Raw genomic sequence first — 19635 nt, 5'->3', positions numbered from 1 at the left:
GTACAAATATATCTTATGTTCAAAATTAAATAGAAATCTAACTTGATTCTAATTATGTGTGTCCTTAATTCCCTTTGATTTTCCCATATGATAATACTCTCTCAGAATTCTAGGTGGTTCTACCTTTGGTGCCCGCTTATCCATCAGCCAGGATTTAACCTGATGTGTCCCACTTACCTTATAGTACGGAGGAACACAGGTAAAATCCCGTACTAATGCATAAGGATTTCTTGGTGCAAATGCATCACCTTTTATTTTATCCCCTGGATTTGGTAACGTTCCACCTAAATAAAATAGTTCTTCTCCCGGTTGATAAAGTGTCGGTTGAGAAGCCAATAAAGACCAAATATATGGGTGTCTTGCATCACGAAAGATATCCTCACTCGTTCCAACTTCGATGATTTCTCCTGCATACATGATGGCAATACGGTCAGCAACTTTAGCAACTACTCCAAAATCATGCGTAATATAGACAACCGTCAGTCGATATTTATACTGTAATTCCATTAATAAATTAAGTACTTGTTCTTGTATCGTAACATCTAGGGCTGTCGTCGGTTCATCACACAATAATATCTTTGGTTTACAAGCAAGCGCAATCGCTATCACGACTCTTTGCCTCATACCTCCGGAGCATTCATGAGGATAAAATTGTCTTGCTCTTTCTGGATCACGAATTCCAACTTCCGTAAGAAGTTTGATTACTTCCTCTTTTCTCTTCGCTTTACTTAGTGTCTGGTGGATAGCGATTGCTTCCTCAATCTGATTTCCGATTGTGAACAAAGGATTTAGGCTTGTCATAGGATCTTGTAATATCATCGCAATTTCCTGCCCTCTAATATTCCTAAAATCTCGTTCTAAGTGATAAGCAGCTAAATTTTTGCCCCGATACAATATTCTCCCTGATACAATCTTCGCATTCTGTTCTAATAGTCCAAGAATAGACTTTAATAATACTGATTTACCGCAACCAGATTCCCCTACGATAACTAGATTTTCTCCTTTTACTACCTCTAAGCTTACGCCACGAAGCACATGAAGCACTGTTTTCCGAACAGTAAAATCCACAGTTAAATTCTCTATTGATAAAATACTCTCTGCCATACTGACCCCTATTCTGTTTCACACTTATCTGTGATTTTTCGGATCTGCTGCATCCGCAAAAGCATTTCCAATTAGATAAAAGGAAATTGTAATAATAGAAACAATCAATGTTGGATATAAAAGCTGGTACCTAAGCCCTGGCATCATCAGTTTCGCTCTTCCTGCTTGAATTAGATTACCAAGGCTTGGAATATTTAATGGAAGCCCTAAGCCAAGATAAGTTATGAATACTTCGCTTCCTATCACAGATGGAATTGATAACGATACTCTCATCAGAATAACGGAAATCAGATATGGCATACAGTTCTTCCTTAGAATTCTTGATGTACTAGTTCCAAGCATTCTAGATGCTATATTAAATTCTTTATCTCTGATAAGTAGCATTTGATTTCTAATAAATCGTGCCATTTGAATCCATCCAGTAGCACAAAGGGCAAGAATTAAAGTTGGTATTCCTGGTCTTAATATGTAGGAAATTAAAATCAGTACGATTGTAGAGGGAATATTATCAAGCAAATTATAGATTTCTGTAAAAAATGCATCGAGCTTTTTAACATAACCCCATAGTAATCCAACTATGGTTCCAATGACTGCTTCCAGGAAGGATACCGTAATCCCTAAGAGCAAAGAGGTTCTAGTACCTGCCCATGTTCTACTCCATAAATCCTGTCCAATCGAATTTGTACCAAACCAGAAGTCCTTATTCGGTACTTGATTTCTAATTTGCTGTCCTGTTTTCCTACTGTTATAGATTAGGTTTGGGTCCTTCTGACTTGGCAAATAAGGCTGTATGGTTATAAAAAAAATCAATAACATAAGGACAAACAAGAAAAACATAGCAAAGCGATTTTTTGCAAAGGTTTTCCAGGTTGTCATCCAGTATGAATCATCTTTTACATTTCTAATCTTATTCTCATCTATGATACGATTCGCAAAATGAAAGGAGTCTAACTCTGTTTCATTTGCCCACTCTTTCGTTCTTTGTTCCCGCCACGTCATCTAAACACCTCCCCTCGAAGTTAATTGCACTCTAGGGTCGATGAGACAAAGTAGGATATCTCCTAATAAAACCCCTAAGATTCCTGTTACTGCAAATAAAATTACAATTGCCTGGACCATCGTATTATCTTGTTTCTGAATCACTTGAACAAGTAACCCTCCCATCCCTGGAATACTATATAACGACTCTACATAGATGGAGCCTATCATTGTATTAAAGATGGAATTTGGTAAATACTGAATCATCGGTACAATCGCATTCTTAAGCATATGCTTTTTAAGGATACATTCCGAGGAAACACCCTTTACCTTTGCTAAGATAACATAACCTTTATTTTCTTCCTCAATGAGATATCTTCTAAGCCACGTTGTATAAAATGCTATATTTCCAAGGGACATAGAAATGACCGGGAGAATCCACGTTGTCATATCATTTGCCTGATAGAGCATTTTAATATGGAGTTTTTCTGTTCCAATTGCCTGAATTAATAATATGTAAATTGCCGAAGGTACCGCCTGTAATATCACTAAAAAAAGCGTTCCAATTCGGTCAATCCATTTTCCCTTATGAGATGCCATTGCCATACTAAGGGGAATAGATATCAAAAGTGCTAAAAATAAGGAGCTTAATCCAAATTTCATGGAGATGGGTATTTTTTGTTTTAGGATATCGGTCACCATGACATTTGCCATATAGGTTCTCGAAGAACCAAAATCTCCATGAAGAGCACTTTTCACATAACGAAAAAATTGTACTGGTAAAGGATCAAGTAACCCCATGTTCATAAGGCCTGCTTCAATCTGCTCCCTCGATAATTTTTCATAATTCGGGAAATACCCTTCAATTGGCATCAACCTAAGAAGGGAGAAGACAATAAAAACTACAAGAAGCAAGGTTAGTACTGAGCGTATGAATCGGCGTAATAAATAGTTTCCCATAACTTCACTCCTTTTCCCAACCTTCATCAACCATCCTTCTTTTGTTTTTTCTCCTTCTCCCAAACCGCCTTATTAATTTCCACTATTCTGTTATTAAGTATCACTTTATAGTATTTCATGCCTTTATATCTTGAGGTAGAAACTCCAAAACTTGCATAAGAACTTTCATAAATATTTAATTTTGTCATCTGATAAGACACCGGTGATATACTAAATGGTATCACTAATGCATGATTAATTAGAAAGGCTTCTGCCTCTGCAAATGCTGTATAACGCTCCTTTATATCTAGTACACTTTCTTTCGCTTCCGTTAGCAACTCATAATATGTATCAATGACAGGCATAATGGATAGTTTCTCTTCCTTTGATGGTAGTATATGCGAAGCTAAGTCATCATCAAAAAACTCAGTAAAGGTCTGTGGATCTGCGTAATCAGCTCCCCAGTTAGATTTTAACATCGCATAATCTCCTCTCTCCCTTACTTGAGAAGTAAAGTTTTGAGAAGGTCCAGCTTCTACAATAAATCTTACAAAATCTTTTCCAAGGAGACTTTCTATCTGCTGTGCTATAACAATACATTCATTTGCCCAGTCGGTAGAGTTAGCACGATAACGTAATAAAATTTTAACCGGGAAGGTACACCCTACCTTTTTTAGCTCCTGCTTAGCCTTCTCTTTATAGATAACTGCCATATCTTTCTTAAAACTATCTCTTCTAGATATATCATAGAGTGCTGGAAACTCTGTATAATCTTCCCCTTCAAAGCGTATGAAGTTTGGCGGTGTAATTGAATTTAACAAAAGTTCTTCTGGATGGTTTGGTTCTGCTACTCGAAGTGCTTTCACTCGGTCCATAGCGCTCATAATAGCCAGTCGAAAATTCTCATTCTGAACTGCCTTTTTCCAGTTCTGAGGTTCATATCGTTTCTCAAATTTCGGATTAAAGTTAAATATATAAAAGAAGGAGTAATCCGTTTTCTTTCTACCTCTGCTTACTAAATCTTTTGTATTTTTCTGCTCCATAAAAGTATCTAGTAAGTCAGAATGTATTGCTGCATAATCAATTTCACCGCGTAATGCAAGTGCAGGTGCCAAGGTTGCCGCTTCTGAATTATAAGTTTCTTCAATCCTATTTATATAAACAAGATCAGCGTCCCAATTTGCTTCATTTTTTTGAAAAATTCGTTTTTCCTGTGGTTTAAAAACGGAGAGTCTGTAAGCTCCATTATAATAGAGCGTATCTGGCCCCGTTGCTGCACCAAACTTACTTTTGAGTTCCTCTAATAAAGGACCATAGGCTGGCATAAAGCACCCATACGTTAAGTAAGATAGAAAATAAGGACAAGGTTGCTCTAGCGTATAGACTAACGTGTAATTTCCAAAGGCTTTTACTCCAACTCTTTTAAAGTCACCTTGTTTTTCATAAAAATCTTTTGCATTCTTTATTAAACCAAACAAAAGCTTTGCAGTCTCGCTCTCATATTCTTTGGTTAGGACATATTGCATTGCACTTACAAAGTCTTTTGCAGTCACTTCTGCTATCTTTTCTCCTTTTTCATTCACCCAGTATTCCCCTTCTCTAAGTTCGAAGGTAACCGAAAGTCCATCCTCACTTACCTTCCAACTTGTCGCTAAGGAAGGCATCAAATTGCCAAAAGAATCATATTCCACAAGGGTGTCAATCACATTGGCACCAACTCGTATTTCATGAGATGAGGAAGTTACAAGGTAATTTAAGGTAGAAACCTCAGAAGAATACAGCAAACGATAGATCGATTCCTCATTCTCTACTACTTTACTTGTCCTGAAGCATCCTGATGTAAGCAGTAAACTAAAACTTAGTAAAAGAAGAACAATTCTTTTCCCTACTCTCATCTACTGCCTCCAACGCTACCTTAAGTTTATGGTAGATAGAAATCCTGTCTTTTAACTTTATTCTTATCCACTGAAAATATGAGTTACAAAACAAGAAAAAATATTTACGAACTTACTTTGTCATAAAGATTCCACAGGCTGAGTGTACATTCCTCGAAGATTACATAATCTATAAGTAATTTGGAGAACAATTTCTTATATTGAAAAAAGAGAAGAACTTCCACAACCTAGTTAGAAGTTCTTCTCTTATTTCTTATTAAAACAGTTATCTCTATCCATAGTCAACGCGGATACTCTGGATCCGCTTCACTAATACGCTGGGGATATCTTCTGTAAGTTATAGCATGACAAGTAAAAGTTTACAAAGCATACTTTTTCTATTTGTAATATCAATTTAAATTCATTTACAGTAAGTTCATGATATCTATTGTTGAAATAATATCTCCAAAAATTATTTCTTAGTCTAATAAGGTAGGGTTTGCATAGTCTATAAAGCTTATATTTAAATCAACATTTCCTTTAATACCAGGAATGGTACCCGAATCAGAATACTGATACATCTGGAAATCATAAGGATAAGTTAGATTATTTCCGTAATAAGCAAACCATAAATCATATGTTGATAATTGCTCTAAGTCAATCCCCATAACCATCCATTTTGTGTTTGCATAAATCATCGGATGGTAACCTGCCTTTTGTATCTTCTCACAGAATGTCTTGGTAATATCTGTTCTAAGCTGCCTTGATAATTTATTCGCTCTTGCATCAAAGGTTGTAACATATTCCGTATCAAAGATAACTGGATAGGTAATTTTGTAATCTTTGATTTGCTCCAGAACAAATTCCGCTTCCTCATTCGCTTCTTCTAAGGTTACTGCCTGAGAAAAGAAATATACCCCAACATGAACTCCTGCTTTTGTAGCTTCTTTTATGTTTTGAACAAAATATGGGTCGATCTCTAACGTACCTTCATTAAATCCTCGAAAGCCTAGACGAAGGATTGCAAATTCCACTCCAGATTCCTTTACTTTCTTCCAGTCGATATCACCCTGATACTTCGATACATCAATTCCATGAATCGATTTCTTAACCCCTTGCTCCATATATTCTAACTTACCATTCGACGGAATAAAATTCTCTGGCTGGTAGGACAAACGTGTAATCTTATTAGATAATGGCACCAAATACCGCTTGTTTTGATGACCCCATAACGCAATTCTCTCATCTAATATGTCTGTACTAGGAATAATCAATCCACCTTTTTCACTATCCTCTTGATCTGCGGTTACGTAAGCGCTAAAGGTTGTCTTACCTAAAACGATAGCTCCATCCTGTAAAATAAGTTTTGCAGATAATTCCCCAAGATACTCCTTCTCAGAAAGTGAGACCACTGTTTCAAAGCCAATTCCATCCTCATCAATCTTTAAATCAAAGTTTTTATTATATTTTGGTAAAAATTCATCATAATAAACAGCGTCAATATAGGCCTCTTTTGTTATAGCATAGGTATAAGAAGCAGAACCTATCTTCATCGTCATCCTCATATCTCCGTCTTTATTTGTGACGCTATGAAGCTCCTCATAATTTAATACAAATAAATCTTTTACTGCCTGCTCCATAGAAAATACAGGATATTCCCATAAAGTGTCTACATCCATAATCCTTACTTCTTCCGGAATGCTATTATCTTCTTCCGCATAATTTAGAAATACGAATTGCTTCACTCCTTCTGCTAGAAATGAGCCATACGCAGGACATAAGCCTTTTAAATCAGAAGTTAGATCGTAATCCCAATCTAGCTCCATCATCTTTGTCCCATTATCGATAAGAATTCGGAGACGATCTTCTAATTCTTCCTCTAAAAATTCATTACGGTAGCATATCTTTACCCTTCCATCTGTAAATACCAGATATTCAAAACCAAATAAACGTTCCGTTGTTACTTTAAATGGTGCGATTTCATTTTGAAGCTCAGGTGTAATTAATTTTGCTAATTCCTTCACTTGCTTTACCGTTTTTACCGCTGGGGATATCACCCCACCATTATTTCCTTCCTGAAAGATAGAACCACCAGAAGTTGGGACATTACTTTTCGCACCTAACGTTAGATGAACTGCAAAAGAAATCCCAAGTATAAGTAATAATGCACCCTCTAAAATTGCTAGTTTCTTAAATGGGTTTCTTCTTCGTTTTCTTTTTTTCCTTTGTTCCATCGATTCCGTATACTGATTCCTAATCGGTTGATCATTAAGTTTTTTCTTGACCTCATCAAGCTCGGATAAGACAATTTCCAAATAGTCCTTCATATCCTGAAGCTCTCTGTTATCTCTTTCTCCGTTATCCATTGTGTTCTCCTATTTTTTTATTAACACCTGTATCCTATAATAAGCGAAAGATCGCTTCATGAATCTTCGTAGCTATGTATGCGTTATTCATTGTATATAGATGGATTCCATCCACTCCACTTGCTACTAAATGCATAATTTGTTCTACTGCATACGCAATTCCAGCATCTCTTAATGCTTCTTCCTGGTGTTCATATCGTTGTAAAATCTTCGCAAGTTTAGAAGGAATACTAGCTCCACACATGGTAACCATACGCTCAATTTGTCTCTTATTTACTACTGGCATAATCCCAGCTTCAATTGGAACTGTAATTCCTTTCTTCCTTGCTTTTTCCAAAAAATCAAAAAAATAATCATTATCAAAAAACAATTGTGAGATCAGATGCTCTGCACCACAATCCACCTTATATTTTAAATGCTCTAAATCCTCCTCTATACTAGATGCTTCTATATGAATTTCGGGATAACAAGCCCCAGATAGATGAAAATCTCCCTTGGTCTTGATGTACTCTACTAAGCTGCTGGCATAAGTAAAGTCTTTCTTTGGCTCTATCTCTGGATTTTTATCTCCTCTTAAAGCTAAGATGTTCATAACCCCTTGGTTTTTTAGATATTCTAGTGTGGTATCCATATCTTCTTTCGTAGAATTTACACAAGTAAGATGAGTTAGTGCATCAATTCCGTAGTTTGTCTGAATATATGATGCAATATCACAGGTAGTATGATCCGCTGCATTACCTCCTGCCCCATAAGTTACACTAATGAAGTCAGGTTTAAGTTTTGTTAACTCTCCTAACACACGATATATACTTTCCACCGGACTATCCTTCTTCGGTGGAAAAACTTCAAGGGAAAATACGGTTTTCCCTTGTCCGAACTTTTTTGAAATCTGCATTGACCTGCCCCCAAGTTTATCTCTTTTTGAAATCTTATCAGACCCTGACCTTCTATGTCAACAACTTGTGGTAGGATCTGTCAACAAATATTGCTCCCATTGGTGCTGTTATTAAAATAGAAATTACCGCTACTGTTAACACGATCTCACCGCATGGTAATCCCATAGAAAGAGGAATAGCTCCAATTGCTGCCTGAACAGTAGCTTTTGGTGTATAGGCAAGCATACAAAATATTCTTTCTTTCCTTGTCAGAGGTGTTTTTATAAGGCAAAGTAGTACTCCTAACATTCTAAAGCAGAGTGCACCAAGAACCAATAAGATGACAGCTCCTCCCGCTTTCACTGCATAGGAAAGGTCAACAGACGCACCGACTAAAGCAAATAGAACGATCTCAGCAGCCACCCATAATTTATTGTATTTTGCAGATAAACGTTCCGAAAGAATTGGATAAGTTTGATATAACGTAATTCCTAAGCTCATGATAGCAAGTAACCCTGACATTGGTAGAAATTCTTGCATTCTTATCTCTAACTCTAATAGTAAAAATGAAATACTCAACAGAATAAGAATCTTAACAGAATCACGGTAATGAAACTTACGAAAGAACCAATTTAATATAATACCGGTGATTACTCCAAATAAAATTCCAAGGACAATGGATATCGGTATTCCGACAAATGCAAATACTGACACACCTTCTCCCCCCGCAAGAGACGTAAATGCAGTAAATAACACAATAACATATACATCATCTACGGATGCACCTGCTAAAATAAGTTCTGGGATACTATGTTTCTTTCCGTACCCCTCTTCCATAATACGAAGCATTCTAGGTACCACTACCGCAGGGGAAACTGCAGCAATTACAGCTCCTATAATTGCTGCCTCTAATATAGATACCTGTAATAAAGTTGGAGCTAATAAGACAACTCCTATGATTTCTAAACTTGCAGGGACAAAGCACATTAATATCGCTGGGCGTCCAACCTTTTTCAGGGATTTTAAATCAAGAGACAAACCAGCACGCGTCAAAATTATTACCAAAGCTAACTTTCTTAAATCCGGTGAAATCATAAGAATCGATCCATCTAACAGATTAAGAGCATAAGGGCTTAATATCATTCCAGCTAATAAAATTCCTAATAAACTTGGTAATTTTAACTTTTGTGCAATTCCTCCCAATATTAAGGAAAGTAAAAAAATGAGTGCTAAACTTGTTAACATAAAAACCTCCAAATATTATATTAATTCTTTCTGAAATCCACAGCTACCATCCTTGATATGCTCTCTTTGAGCTATGATTTTCTAAATGCATTGCTTTTTATTCATTTTCCTTACATAAACAAAAAAAGCTGATTCCCCCTGTGATATCTCACAGAAGTCATCAGCTTTATAAGCGGTTTAGGTTATAACCAAGGGAGAACTTCATTCCCGTTAGTCAGTATATCAATTAATTTTCTGAATGTCAATCGGTTCCTGCTCTCTTCCTTCTGGTATCGGATTCGTGTTCTATTGCTTCTGGTATCAGATTCCTGTTTTCTTGCTTCTGGCATAGTTTTTTCACATACTCAGAAATACTTTATAGTTTATGATAGGGTCCTCCTTCAATAACTTTATCTTTCAATATAAAAAATTAAATAAATCCAGCTATTTCATCTTCCACTTTTGCTAAATATGAGTTAGAATTGTACCGATTGGTAAAATGTGTATGGAAGAACGTTACATTAGAAATAAAGTCTTGAGTTATACTATAGACAATAATAATAGATACCGTTACATATATTATTTGGATTTACACGCAATCATCTCTTATTTTAAATTAACGTTCATACTGATACTTAAAACAAGAAAAGTACGCTTCATAAACTTTTCCTTGTTATGATTAAATAACAATAAAAGGAGTCTTATCTTGAAAACATTAAAAGATTTATACAAAATTGGTGCCGGTCCATCCAGTTCTCACACCATGGGTCCAGCCAAAGCAGCAACTCTTTTCAAAACAGAATTTCCGGATGTGGAATATTATGAAATAGTTCTATACGATTCCTTAGCAAAAACAGGACGTGGACATCGTACGGACCGAGCACTGCGTCAAGCACTTGCTCCAAATGAAGTTAAAATAATTTTTGATACAACAACAAAAGGACTTCCCCATCCAAATACCCTTGATTTTCGTGCAATGAAGCAAGGAGAGATGATAGGTAGTTGGCGGGTTTATAGTGTTGGTGGAGGAAGTATCCAGATTGAAGGCCGAAAAGACGCTGAATTACAAGACATCTATCCATTAACTAGTTTCACCGAAATCGCAGAGTATTGTCGTACTAACAATTTACGTATCTGGCAATATGTTGAAGAAATCGAAGGTCCTTCGATATGGAACTATCTCTCTGATGTCTGGTTCCAGATGAAGACTTCCATCCATCAAGGTCTCTCTACACAAGGTGAACTTCCTGGGGGGCTGCATATTCAAAGAAAGGCTTACTATCTTTTAAATCAACGCCATATGGATGAATCCGCAGAAACAAGGGAAAACCGTACAGTATGTGCTTATGCCTATGCAGTAAGTGAGCAAAATGCGGATAATGGAATTATAGTAACAGCTCCGACTTGTGGTGCTGCTGGTGTAGTACCTGCCGTGCTTAAATATATGCAAGAAAAAAAGGGGTTTTCTGATACAGACATCTTACATGCTCTTGCTACTGGTGGAATCATCGGAAATTTAATTAAAACAAATGCATCTATCAGTGGAGCAGAGTGTGGTTGTCAAGCTGAGATTGGAAGTGCATGTAGTATGGCTTCTGCTGCTTTAGCAGAATTAGTTGGTATGGGAATCAATCAGATTGAATATGCTGCCGAAGTCGCAATGGAACACCATCTCGGGCTTACTTGCGATCCAATAAAAGGTATGGTGCAAATTCCATGCATTGAGCGAAATGCAGTAGCAGCCATGCGTGCTATTAATGCTTTAAGTTTAGCAAACTTTCTTGCCGATACCAGAAAAATCTCCTTTGATATGGTTATAGCAACAATGTACCAAACTGGAAAAGACATGCTCCATCATTATAAGGAAACCTCCGAGGGTGGACTTGCTAAGATGTATCCAGTTGATGAAAATGATAAGGATGAGGATGAATAATAGACTCGTAAAAACTGCCAAGTGATATTCTTGTGATTTCACTTGGCAGTTCTTTTAAAAGGCAGAAATACGCTTTAAGTTTCTTATCTAACCCATTACTAATTCATTCATTAACTTCTTAACGGTAGTCATTTCTTTCAAACGATAAACTTCTGAACCACAGAATAATAACGCATTATCGATATTTCCTTTGACTGCATTAATCAATGCCTTCGTAATACAGTATGGTGTATTGCTTGGATTGCAAGTTACAATACATCGTAAGCAACGATCAATTCTTTCTCGTTCTGTTTTTATTTTCTCTAAGAACTTATTGTGAATTGCCCTTCCCGGCATTCCAACAGGGCTTATTACAATTTCTATATCTTCTTTCTCCGCATTCAGATACTCATTCTTATACGCTTGCGAAGCATCGCATTCTTCTGTTACAACAAATCTTGATGCTATTTGAACACCATCTGCTCCTAGGGATAAGCAATGTAAAATATCATTATGATCAAATACTCCACCTGCCACAATCACTGGTATTTTAACCTGGTATTTCTCTTCGTAGTCCTTCTTACAATCAATGATTTTCTTAATTTCTTCTTCATAGTTCCAGCTTTCAAATCCTTCTAGCTCTTCCAAAGAAAATCCTAAGTGACCTCCTGCTTTTGGTCCCTCAATAACTAAAAAATCAGCAGTTCGATGATATTTTCTATCCCACATCTTTAAAAGTACATTGGCTGCTTTTACACTAGAAACAATTGGCGCTATTTTGGTATTGAATCCTTCTACATACTCTGGTAATGAGATTGGTAATCCTGCACCCGAAATAATTACGTCTGCTCCACTTTTCGCTGCACAAATGACATATTCCTTATAGTTTTGCGATGCTACCATAATATTAACACCAACAATTCCATTTTCAGAAATTTCTTTTGCCTTAATCAAGTGTTTCTCTATCGCACGAAGATTTGCATTCACAGGATTGGTATAGAAGTCTTCCTCTTCAAATCCAATCTGTGCAGTGGAAATAATACCAATTCCACCTTCTTTTGCTACATTACCGGCAAGACGGCTAAGACTAATTCCAACACCCATGCCGCCTTGAATTATTGGAAATCTTGATTTTAAATTACCTATAATTAGTGGTTTAAGCTCCATGATATTACTCCTTTTCATACTGAATGTCTGAAATACAGCGTTTCCTTATTGGATTTTATCCATTACTCAATGCTTCGTTCTCCCTCACCCTAATCCATTTTGGCAGGACTCTGTAGCACGAGATTATCCTATAAGTCGTCGACGACTTCTCACACTCTTATACACCCTACTTAGCTAATTCTTGCGCTATTTATTTTTAGGATACTTTATTCTGAAATGAAGTTTAACATCTGTTCTTAATTTTCAACCATAGAATATAATAATTTCATTAGTGAAACGATTGATTACATTATTTCAGGTATTCTATAATATCTTCTGGTTTTTCAACTATAATCTTAGCTCCGTTTTGGATTAATTCCTCCCTTTTTCGAAATCCCCAATCCACAGATATCATTCTTAAACCAGCATTTTTAGCAGTTTCTATATCGACTTCGGAATCACCAATATATAATGCTTCCTGTGCACAGCTTCCTAATTCTTTCAGTGCAATATTTACAGTATCGGGATATGGCTTTTTTCGAACCCCTTCTCGCTGTCCAATAGCAACTTCGATATAATTTGAAAAATACAACTGATTTAAATCTTTCACTGCTGCATCAAACTTATTCGAAACAATGGCAAGACGATACCCCTGATTTTTTAGATCACTCAAAAGTGTAAGAATACCATCATAAGGCTTTGTCTTGTTATTACAGTTCTTTGCATAATGTAATTTAAAATTATCTAAAACTTCCTTTGATTTCTCGCTATCTAGTTGCTCAGGAACTGCTAATTCCATTAAGCGTGCTACTCCATTTCCTACAAATTGGCGGACTTCCTCCAAGCTTCTTTCTGGATAACCATAAGTAGAAAGAGTAGCATTCACGCTACTTTGAAGATCCTCTAATGTATTTAATAAAGTACCGTCCAAGTCAAATATTACTGTCTTAATTTGTTGCATTTTTTCCTCCTAAACAGTACAGAAATGATTTAATTGTCATACCGTACCTTCTGAATTTTGCTCCCTCACTTAAATACTATCATTATATCAAGCTGTATGAGAAAATCAAATAGGAAAGGCATTTAAATTATGTCAATTCATGTAATGATCAACCCTTTCATTTCAAATTATTTCCGACATCTTTTTACATTATTTTCATAATATATTGACACAAGCTTACTATTATGATAGTATAATTATATCGATACTATTGCAATAGTACAAAGGAGTAATTACATGTCTATCAAGTTATTTGATTCCGAATTAAAGGTTATGAATTTGTTATGGGAAAGAGGCGACATGACGGCTAAAGAATTGTCCGATTGCTTACTAAAAGATGTTGGTTGGAATATCAATACTACCTATACTGTTATAAAAAAATGTATTCAAAAAGAAGCCATTGAAAGAATTGAGCCAAACTTTCTTTGTCACCCTTTGGTATCCAAACACGAAATTCAAGAGCAAGAAACAAGAGCCTTAATTGATAAATTATTTAATGGTTCTAGTAATTTACTTTTTGCTAACCTACTTCATAAAAAAAAGTTAACCGATCAGCAACTAGAAAAACTCAATGAAATCATAGGGGATAAAGAATAGGGAGAAGCTAATGAGATTTCTTTATATACATATTTTAGGTACAGAATTCATACTTGCTATGATACTGATCCGAAAATTCATGAAACAATTACTTCCAAAAAGGTATATAGTTATTTTATGGGACTTTGTATTATTATCTTTTATTCTCCCATTTTTCTTTGTTCCTAAGCCAAAGTCTGTACCTCAGCAGCTTAATGTCATAGGTTCAACTATGATTTCCATCAATAATAACATAACTGAGCTCATGCTACATTATCTTGCTCCTTTACGGATAATATGCCTAATAGGTACAATTCTAATCCTTTTGTACTTTTCATGCTCTTATTTGATATCTGTTCGCACGTTTAAGAAAGCTAGTGATGCAACTGATATGTACATATTAAACTGGTTGTCAGACCATAAATTAAAACGAAAAATTAGAATACGGGAATCTAATACAATATCATCACCATTAACTTATGGAATTTTACGTCCTGTAATTTTGCTGCCTGTTCATGAAAAAAAACGTAATCATTTATCTTTGATTTTACAACACGAATACGAACATATATTACATTTTGATGCAGTCAAGAAGTTAATCATGCTCCTAATTGTATCATTATACTGGTTTAACCCATTTCTTTGGATTATGTGTTTTATGTACAATAATGATATCGAGTACGCTTGTGATGAAGCAGTAATCAAAACAAAGGGAGTTAATTATAAAAAGGAATACTCTCTTTTGTTAGTTCATTCTGCAACGTGTATGGAGGAGCATGATCTGTTAAACAGTTATCTATCGAAGAATTCCATGGAGGAAAGGATTCTTTTGATTATGGACTTCAAAAAAAGAACTCTACCGTGTAAAATTCTCTCGCTAGTTACCTTAATAGGATTACTTACGATTATGATTACTACACAGAGAATTAATGCCAGTGCAAGTCATAATGATGTAGCAGATCAAACGAACTATTCCACAGCGGAAGAAACTACTTTACAAGATTTAAACACAGAGAAAATAAACATTTTTGATATTGTATACACACCAGACTCTATCAACGAACAATAATATGAAAAGGAGATTAATCCTATGAAAAAATTTCTATCACTTCTTCTAGTACTTGGAATTCTTTCACTATCTATAGCTCCAATCACAGTGAAAGCATCAAGTACGAATGAGGATAATGTATTTCAAATTGGAGAATACATATTTACGATAACAGATTATAAAAATAAAGGAATGTCTGCTTTATCCTACACCACCACACATACCACAGGTGTAAACATTACAGATACTTCCGGAAAGTATATTGCAACTATTTATATGAATACTACTTGGGAATATCAGGATGGTAGCTATGTAAGATGCTTAGTTTGTAATCCACCTACTTATACCCCAACTACCTATAAATTAACCTATGCTAATGCTGAGTATTACACATCATCTTCTTACGCTACGGTTTCAAGACCTATGATTTTTGCAATTCCTCCAACACAGATGAGTTTTTATTTAAATGTAACCTGTGATACTTATGGAGAAATTACTTCCTATGTTACATCAAGCCGACCATTCTAATGTATTTTTTCTTAATTTATGCCCCTTTTTTTATATTTTTTATAAAGTAAAGCTCTAAAATTGTATTATAATTTTAGAGCTTTACACTATTTTTCTTCACTTCTTTCTATCATCTGTTTATCAATAGAGTACTATCCTACTTTTACTACGTCATGGATATGTTTTGCTAAAATATGTGAATCTAACATACATAAAATTGCTTAATTAAACCTTCGAACATTTCATCTGCCATCTTTAAGGCTTCAGCCTCAATCTCATCAAAGATTGCTACGTCCTCAGCATATTTGCCACCTAACCTTAGTGCTGCTTCTTGTTCTGTCATCTGAAGATGGCTATAAAAGAAATCTCTCCAATCTTCTACATCCCAGTATGGATTAATCTCAGCTAAAAATGATACTATTTCATCTGCATTTTCATACCATTTACGGCGCGCTTCATCCGCTGCCGCAGTATCACCCTTTTTCGCTGCATTCACTAAATCACCTGCAATTTGCAAATGTTGAGTGAAAAGGTCTTCAAACTCTAGCGCGATCTGCCTTCCATAAAATAGTCTGAAAAGATTGCCAAAATCAGTTGGATTTCTCATTAATCTTTTTGTAACTGGCTCCAAATCTCCTAATGATGCTGCTGTACTAATGATAAAAGAACGTGTCCAAAGAACATGCTGTTCCCACAGATTACGCAGCTCATTTGATAAGTCTAATTGTCTTCTTGTGTACTCGTAGTTCATACATTCCATACCATAACTCCTTGGAGAAGTTTCATATAATCTATTGTATGCTTGAAAAAATAGTGGGTTACTGAACAACAGCATTTTATTTCTGATGTTGTTTTATTTTTAAGATAAATTTAATCCCTGATTGATAAAATTATTGGTATTGAACATATGTTCTGTGTGAGGTATAATAAATCTTAGAATAGAAGGTTTTAGTGAGGTGTATTTATGATTTATCTAGATTCTTTTACCTTTCCGAATGACGGGATGGAGTTTGACTTCATATTATCTATACAACGGAAATGTTATAACACTTTTTATCCTTTTAAGATATTGTCAAGGAAAGAACTCAGTATATTAAACTTTGAACCAATCACAGTTTTATATGGTGGTAATGGTTCTGGTAAAACAACAGCTTTAAATATTATATCGGAAAAGCTTAAGTTAAAAAGAGATTCCAGGTTTAATCAATCTAGCTTTTTCCCTGATTATATCAGGCTTTGTGAGTATTCACTGTTAAGAGAAATTCCAAGCAATAGTAGGACCATTACCAGTGATGATGTATTTGACTACATGCTAAATATTCGAATGATGAATGAAGGAATTGATACCAAGCGAGAAGAACTTTTTGATGACTATTTAGATGCCAAGTATTCCAGTTTTAAATTCAACTCTATGGAGGATTATGAGCAATTAAAAAAAGTAAACCAAGCAAGAAGTAAAACGCAATCAAAATACGTACGTACTAACCTTATGGAAAATATACGAGAACATTCGAACGGAGAAAATGCTTTTCTATATTTTCAAGAAAAGATACAGGAAAATGGGTTATATCTTCTTGATGAGCCCGAAAATAGCCTATCACCTGAGCGACAGATAGAATTAGTTAACTTCATACAAGAATCCGTAAGATTTTTTGGCTGTCAATTCATAATCTCAACACACTCTCCATTCTTATTAGGTATGAAAGATGCTAAAATCTATGATCTTGATCAAACTCCAGTGAAGACTAAGCCCTGGACAGAACTTAAAAATATTAAAATATACCATGACTTTTTTGAAGCTCATAGAAATGAGTTTTGATTTATTTCTAACTTATTTTTCAGAACATAATATCATAACTTACCTTTGGTCCTTAGTTTTAAAACAAGAAAAAAGCAGGCTTCGTGGACTTTTTTCCTTGTCATGAAAAAAGTGACTATGAAAACCTCATATAATGAAAACAGGTCTGATAGTCACTTTTTTAAATTTTGTATTGCATTTTTCTATTACATTTTTAGATTTTTTTTTCTTTTCTTTTTTCTATTTCTTTTTTTCTATTTCTTTTTTTCTTTTCTTTTTTCTATTTCTTTTTTTCTTTTCTTTTTCTCTATATCATTTTCTTATTTCTTTTTTTCTAATTGCATTTTTCTATTTCGTACTTTCTATCCATGCTTCTATTCATGCCTTCTATTCACATACATATATACTATTTATTTTCTTTAATTACTAGTTCTACTCTTTCGTTTTAGATCAGAACTCTTTATACATTTCCTTTTTCGCGCCACATACTGGACAATTATCAGGAGCATCATCTAGTATGGTATGGCCGCAGACTGGACAGATGTGAACAGAAGTAAATTCCATATCTTTGCCTTCTTTTGCACATTCCTGTGCCTTAGCAAACATATCCGCGTGTATTTTCTCAGCTTCTAATGCAAAATGGAAAGAACGCTGTGCACCTGTTTCTCCTTGGAACTCGGCAGCATTTAAATATACAGGGTACATCTGCTCAACTTCGTGAAGCTCACCATTAATTGCTCCTTGGAGGTTATCCACTGTTTTGCCATTACCGAATACACCACCTGCAGTTACAGTTGCGTCTGTTAACTCACCACCAATTTCACGAAAATGATTGTTCGCATGAACCAACTCAGCATAAGCGATTGCTTCTAACAATCTTGCAATATTCTTAAAGCCTTCTTTTTCTGCTATCTTAGCCCATGCTAAATATCTCATATGAGCTAAGCTCTCTCCGCCGTATGCGGAATGTAAAAAGTCACTTGTCATAGGGTTTTTAACTGCCATAAATATGCCTCCTAATTATTCCGGGATCAAGGCTTGTATTCTTTGAAAGAATAAGTCCGTTATGAATCCCAATTTTAATATTTAATAAGGTTCCAGTGAAAGTACAAAACTATGATATACTTTCACTGATACCAATATTACTTAACTTTGCTATCTGTTTTTCTTTGGTGATTAATTTTTAATTATACCTTAGACAATATTTCTATGACTTATACAATTGAATTATATATTTTTTTTATGATTATACAAATTCATTCATTAGCTCCTTAATAACCGAACTATCACTTTGTCGATCAACCAGTGGCTCTCTACCTGCTAGAACAATATTTTTTTGATGGAAGGTTTGTTTTTGCTCTTGATATAGTATGCCAATCGGAATTCTATCATCAAATTCCATAGCACGTTTCATAGCCTCTAGTTTATTGGAAGAATCATAGTCTTCCTCCAAGTGATATACTCTGCTCTTATAATAAGCATACGTATTTACTTTGTTAAAGGTAACGCAAGGTTGTAGGATATCTACGATTGCATAACCAGGATAAGTAATTGCCTGTTTCATAATCTCAGTTAAGTGTTTGGTATCTCCACTAAATGCTCTGGCTACAAACCCTGCTCCTGCTGCAATCGCCATTAGAACTGGGTTTAGTGGAGTATTTGCACTACCATTTACTTGAACACCAGTAATCTGCCCTTCCGATGTTGTAGGGGAAGCCTGACCTTTCGTTAAACCATAAATCTGATTATCATGAACAAAGTGTGTAATATCAACATTTCTGCGAATATTATGGATAAAATGATTGCCACCTTCGCCATAAGAATCACCGTCTCCAGTGTTTACAATCACCGTTAATTTTTCATTTGCAATCTTAGCGGCAACTGCTGCTGGTAATGATCTACCATGTAGACCACAAAAACTATTTGCACTGATATATTGAGGTGTCTTCGCTGCCTGACCTATTCCACCTACCATTAATACTTTATAGGGATCTTTCTTTAATTCTTCTAGCGCTGTCTTTAGACATTGTAGAATACTAAAATTACCGCATCCAGGACACCATGCTGTTTCATACGTTTTGAATTCGCACATATTACTTATGACCTCCTTTTCGTATTTTTTCTACGATCTCTTCACCGGAAATCTGTCTGCCGTCGTATTTTAAAATACTATCCGTACAAAGAATTCCTGTTTGTTCACGAATAAGGTCTTTTAATTGCCCCGTTGAATTTTGCTCTATGTTAATAATATGCTTTGCTTTACTTGTCTTTTCCTGTAAGAGTTTCGT

Annotated in this window: 18 protein-coding genes, 1 pseudogene and 1 riboswitch; of the genes and pseudogenes, 5 read left to right on the top strand and 14 right to left on the bottom strand. The window is 35.2% G+C overall.

What is annotated here, in order from left to right:
* Positions 1-48 precede the first annotated feature (48 nt).
* The 8 genes from RTP52_RS09110 to RTP52_RS09075 form a co-directional block, all read right to left on the bottom strand.
* Positions 49-1104, bottom strand: a complete 1056-nt coding sequence (locus tag RTP52_RS09110; protein WP_312370715.1) for an ABC transporter ATP-binding protein — start codon at positions 1102-1104, stop codon at positions 49-51.
* 24 nt (positions 1105-1128) lie between these two features.
* Positions 1129-2103: an ABC transporter permease gene (locus RTP52_RS09105; RefSeq protein ID WP_312370713.1), complete on the bottom strand. Its 975-nt coding sequence runs from the start codon at positions 2101-2103 to the stop codon at positions 1129-1131.
* A complete protein-coding gene (locus RTP52_RS09100; protein WP_312099984.1) occupies positions 2104-3042 on the bottom strand; it encodes an ABC transporter permease in 939 nt (312 codons plus the stop codon).
* A 26-nt stretch (positions 3043-3068) separates the two neighbouring features.
* Entirely contained in the window at positions 3069-4916 is a 1848-nt protein-coding gene (locus tag RTP52_RS09095) for a peptide ABC transporter substrate-binding protein (RefSeq protein ID WP_312370711.1), read from the bottom strand.
* A 458-nt stretch (positions 4917-5374) separates the two neighbouring features.
* Complete coding sequence (locus tag RTP52_RS09090; RefSeq protein ID WP_312370709.1) at positions 5375-7261, bottom strand: glycoside hydrolase family 25 protein; 1887 nt, start codon at positions 7259-7261, stop codon at positions 5375-5377.
* Between the two features lie 34 nt (positions 7262-7295).
* Positions 7296-8156, bottom strand: a complete 861-nt coding sequence (gene metF / locus RTP52_RS09085; protein ID WP_312370708.1) for a methylenetetrahydrofolate reductase [NAD(P)H] — start codon at positions 8154-8156, stop codon at positions 7296-7298.
* 52 nt (positions 8157-8208) lie between these two features.
* On the bottom strand, positions 8209-9381 hold the full coding sequence (locus RTP52_RS09080; RefSeq protein ID WP_312099990.1) for a cation:proton antiporter domain-containing protein: 1173 nt from the start codon (positions 9379-9381) through the stop codon (positions 8209-8211).
* A gap of 144 nt (positions 9382-9525) precedes the next feature.
* A riboswitch (Fluoride riboswitch) is annotated at positions 9526-9599 on the bottom strand.
* Positions 9564-9710 carry a hypothetical protein gene (locus RTP52_RS09075; RefSeq protein WP_312370705.1) on the bottom strand — a complete coding sequence of 49 codons (147 nt, stop codon included), beginning with the start codon at positions 9708-9710 and terminating at the stop codon, positions 9564-9566. (Overlaps the previous riboswitch by 36 nt.)
* A gap of 356 nt (positions 9711-10066) precedes the next feature.
* On the opposite strand from RTP52_RS09075, the gene RTP52_RS09070 reads away from it, so the two are divergent.
* Positions 10067-11293 (top strand): L-serine ammonia-lyase, iron-sulfur-dependent, subunit alpha, encoded by a 1227-nt coding sequence (locus tag RTP52_RS09070; protein ID WP_312370703.1) that lies wholly within the window; start codon positions 10067-10069, stop codon positions 11291-11293.
* 87 nt (positions 11294-11380) lie between these two features.
* Here RTP52_RS09070 and RTP52_RS09065 read toward each other — a convergent pair whose 3' ends face one another.
* Entirely contained in the window at positions 11381-12439 is a 1059-nt protein-coding gene (locus RTP52_RS09065) for an NAD(P)H-dependent flavin oxidoreductase (RefSeq protein ID WP_312370701.1), read from the bottom strand.
* Between the two features lie 289 nt (positions 12440-12728).
* Positions 12729-13379, bottom strand: coding sequence for an HAD family hydrolase (locus tag RTP52_RS09060; RefSeq protein ID WP_312370700.1), 651 nt, complete (start codon positions 13377-13379; stop codon positions 12729-12731).
* A gap of 276 nt (positions 13380-13655) precedes the next feature.
* Between RTP52_RS09060 and RTP52_RS09055 the strand changes: the two genes are divergently transcribed.
* The 3 genes from RTP52_RS09055 to RTP52_RS09045 are packed head-to-tail and all read left to right on the top strand — an operon-like array spanning position 13656 to position 15570.
* Entirely contained in the window at positions 13656-14015 is a 360-nt protein-coding gene (locus RTP52_RS09055) for a BlaI/MecI/CopY family transcriptional regulator (protein WP_312370697.1), read from the top strand.
* A gap of 10 nt (positions 14016-14025) precedes the next feature.
* Positions 14026-15063, top strand: a complete 1038-nt coding sequence (locus RTP52_RS09050) for a M56 family metallopeptidase (RefSeq protein ID WP_312370695.1) — start codon at positions 14026-14028, stop codon at positions 15061-15063.
* A gap of 21 nt (positions 15064-15084) precedes the next feature.
* Positions 15085-15570: a hypothetical protein gene (locus tag RTP52_RS09045; RefSeq protein WP_312370692.1), complete on the top strand. Its 486-nt coding sequence runs from the start codon at positions 15085-15087 to the stop codon at positions 15568-15570.
* Between the two features lie 181 nt (positions 15571-15751).
* Here the strand turns inward: RTP52_RS09045 and RTP52_RS09040 are convergent, their stop codons facing one another.
* Complete coding sequence (locus RTP52_RS09040; protein WP_312100007.1) at positions 15752-16309, bottom strand: acetylglutamate kinase; 558 nt, start codon at positions 16307-16309, stop codon at positions 15752-15754.
* Between the two features lie 204 nt (positions 16310-16513).
* On the opposite strand from RTP52_RS09040, the gene RTP52_RS09035 reads away from it, so the two are divergent.
* A complete protein-coding gene (locus RTP52_RS09035; protein ID WP_312370689.1) occupies positions 16514-17368 on the top strand; it encodes an AAA family ATPase in 855 nt (284 codons plus the stop codon).
* 429 nt (positions 17369-17797) lie between these two features.
* Here RTP52_RS09035 and RTP52_RS09030 read toward each other — a convergent pair whose 3' ends face one another.
* The 3 genes and pseudogenes from RTP52_RS09030 to RTP52_RS09020 all read right to left on the bottom strand — a co-directional run.
* Positions 17798-18352, bottom strand: coding sequence for a rubrerythrin family protein (locus tag RTP52_RS09030; protein WP_312370687.1), 555 nt, complete (start codon positions 18350-18352; stop codon positions 17798-17800).
* Between the two features lie 241 nt (positions 18353-18593).
* Positions 18594-19439, bottom strand: coding sequence for a 2-oxoacid:ferredoxin oxidoreductase subunit beta (locus tag RTP52_RS09025; RefSeq protein ID WP_312370684.1), 846 nt, complete (start codon positions 19437-19439; stop codon positions 18594-18596).
* Position 19440: 1 nt separating this feature from the next.
* A pseudogene (locus tag RTP52_RS09020) lies at positions 19441-19635 on the bottom strand (2-oxoacid:acceptor oxidoreductase subunit alpha); the annotation flags it as partial.

Origin of the sequence: Lachnoclostridium sp. (assembly GCF_031997925.1) — a bacterium.
Classification (GTDB): Bacteria; Bacillota; Clostridia; order Lachnospirales; family Lachnospiraceae; genus Lachnoclostridium.
The sequence above is the reverse complement of the archived record's forward strand: the minus strand, read 5'-3'. Positions and strand labels throughout refer to the sequence as shown.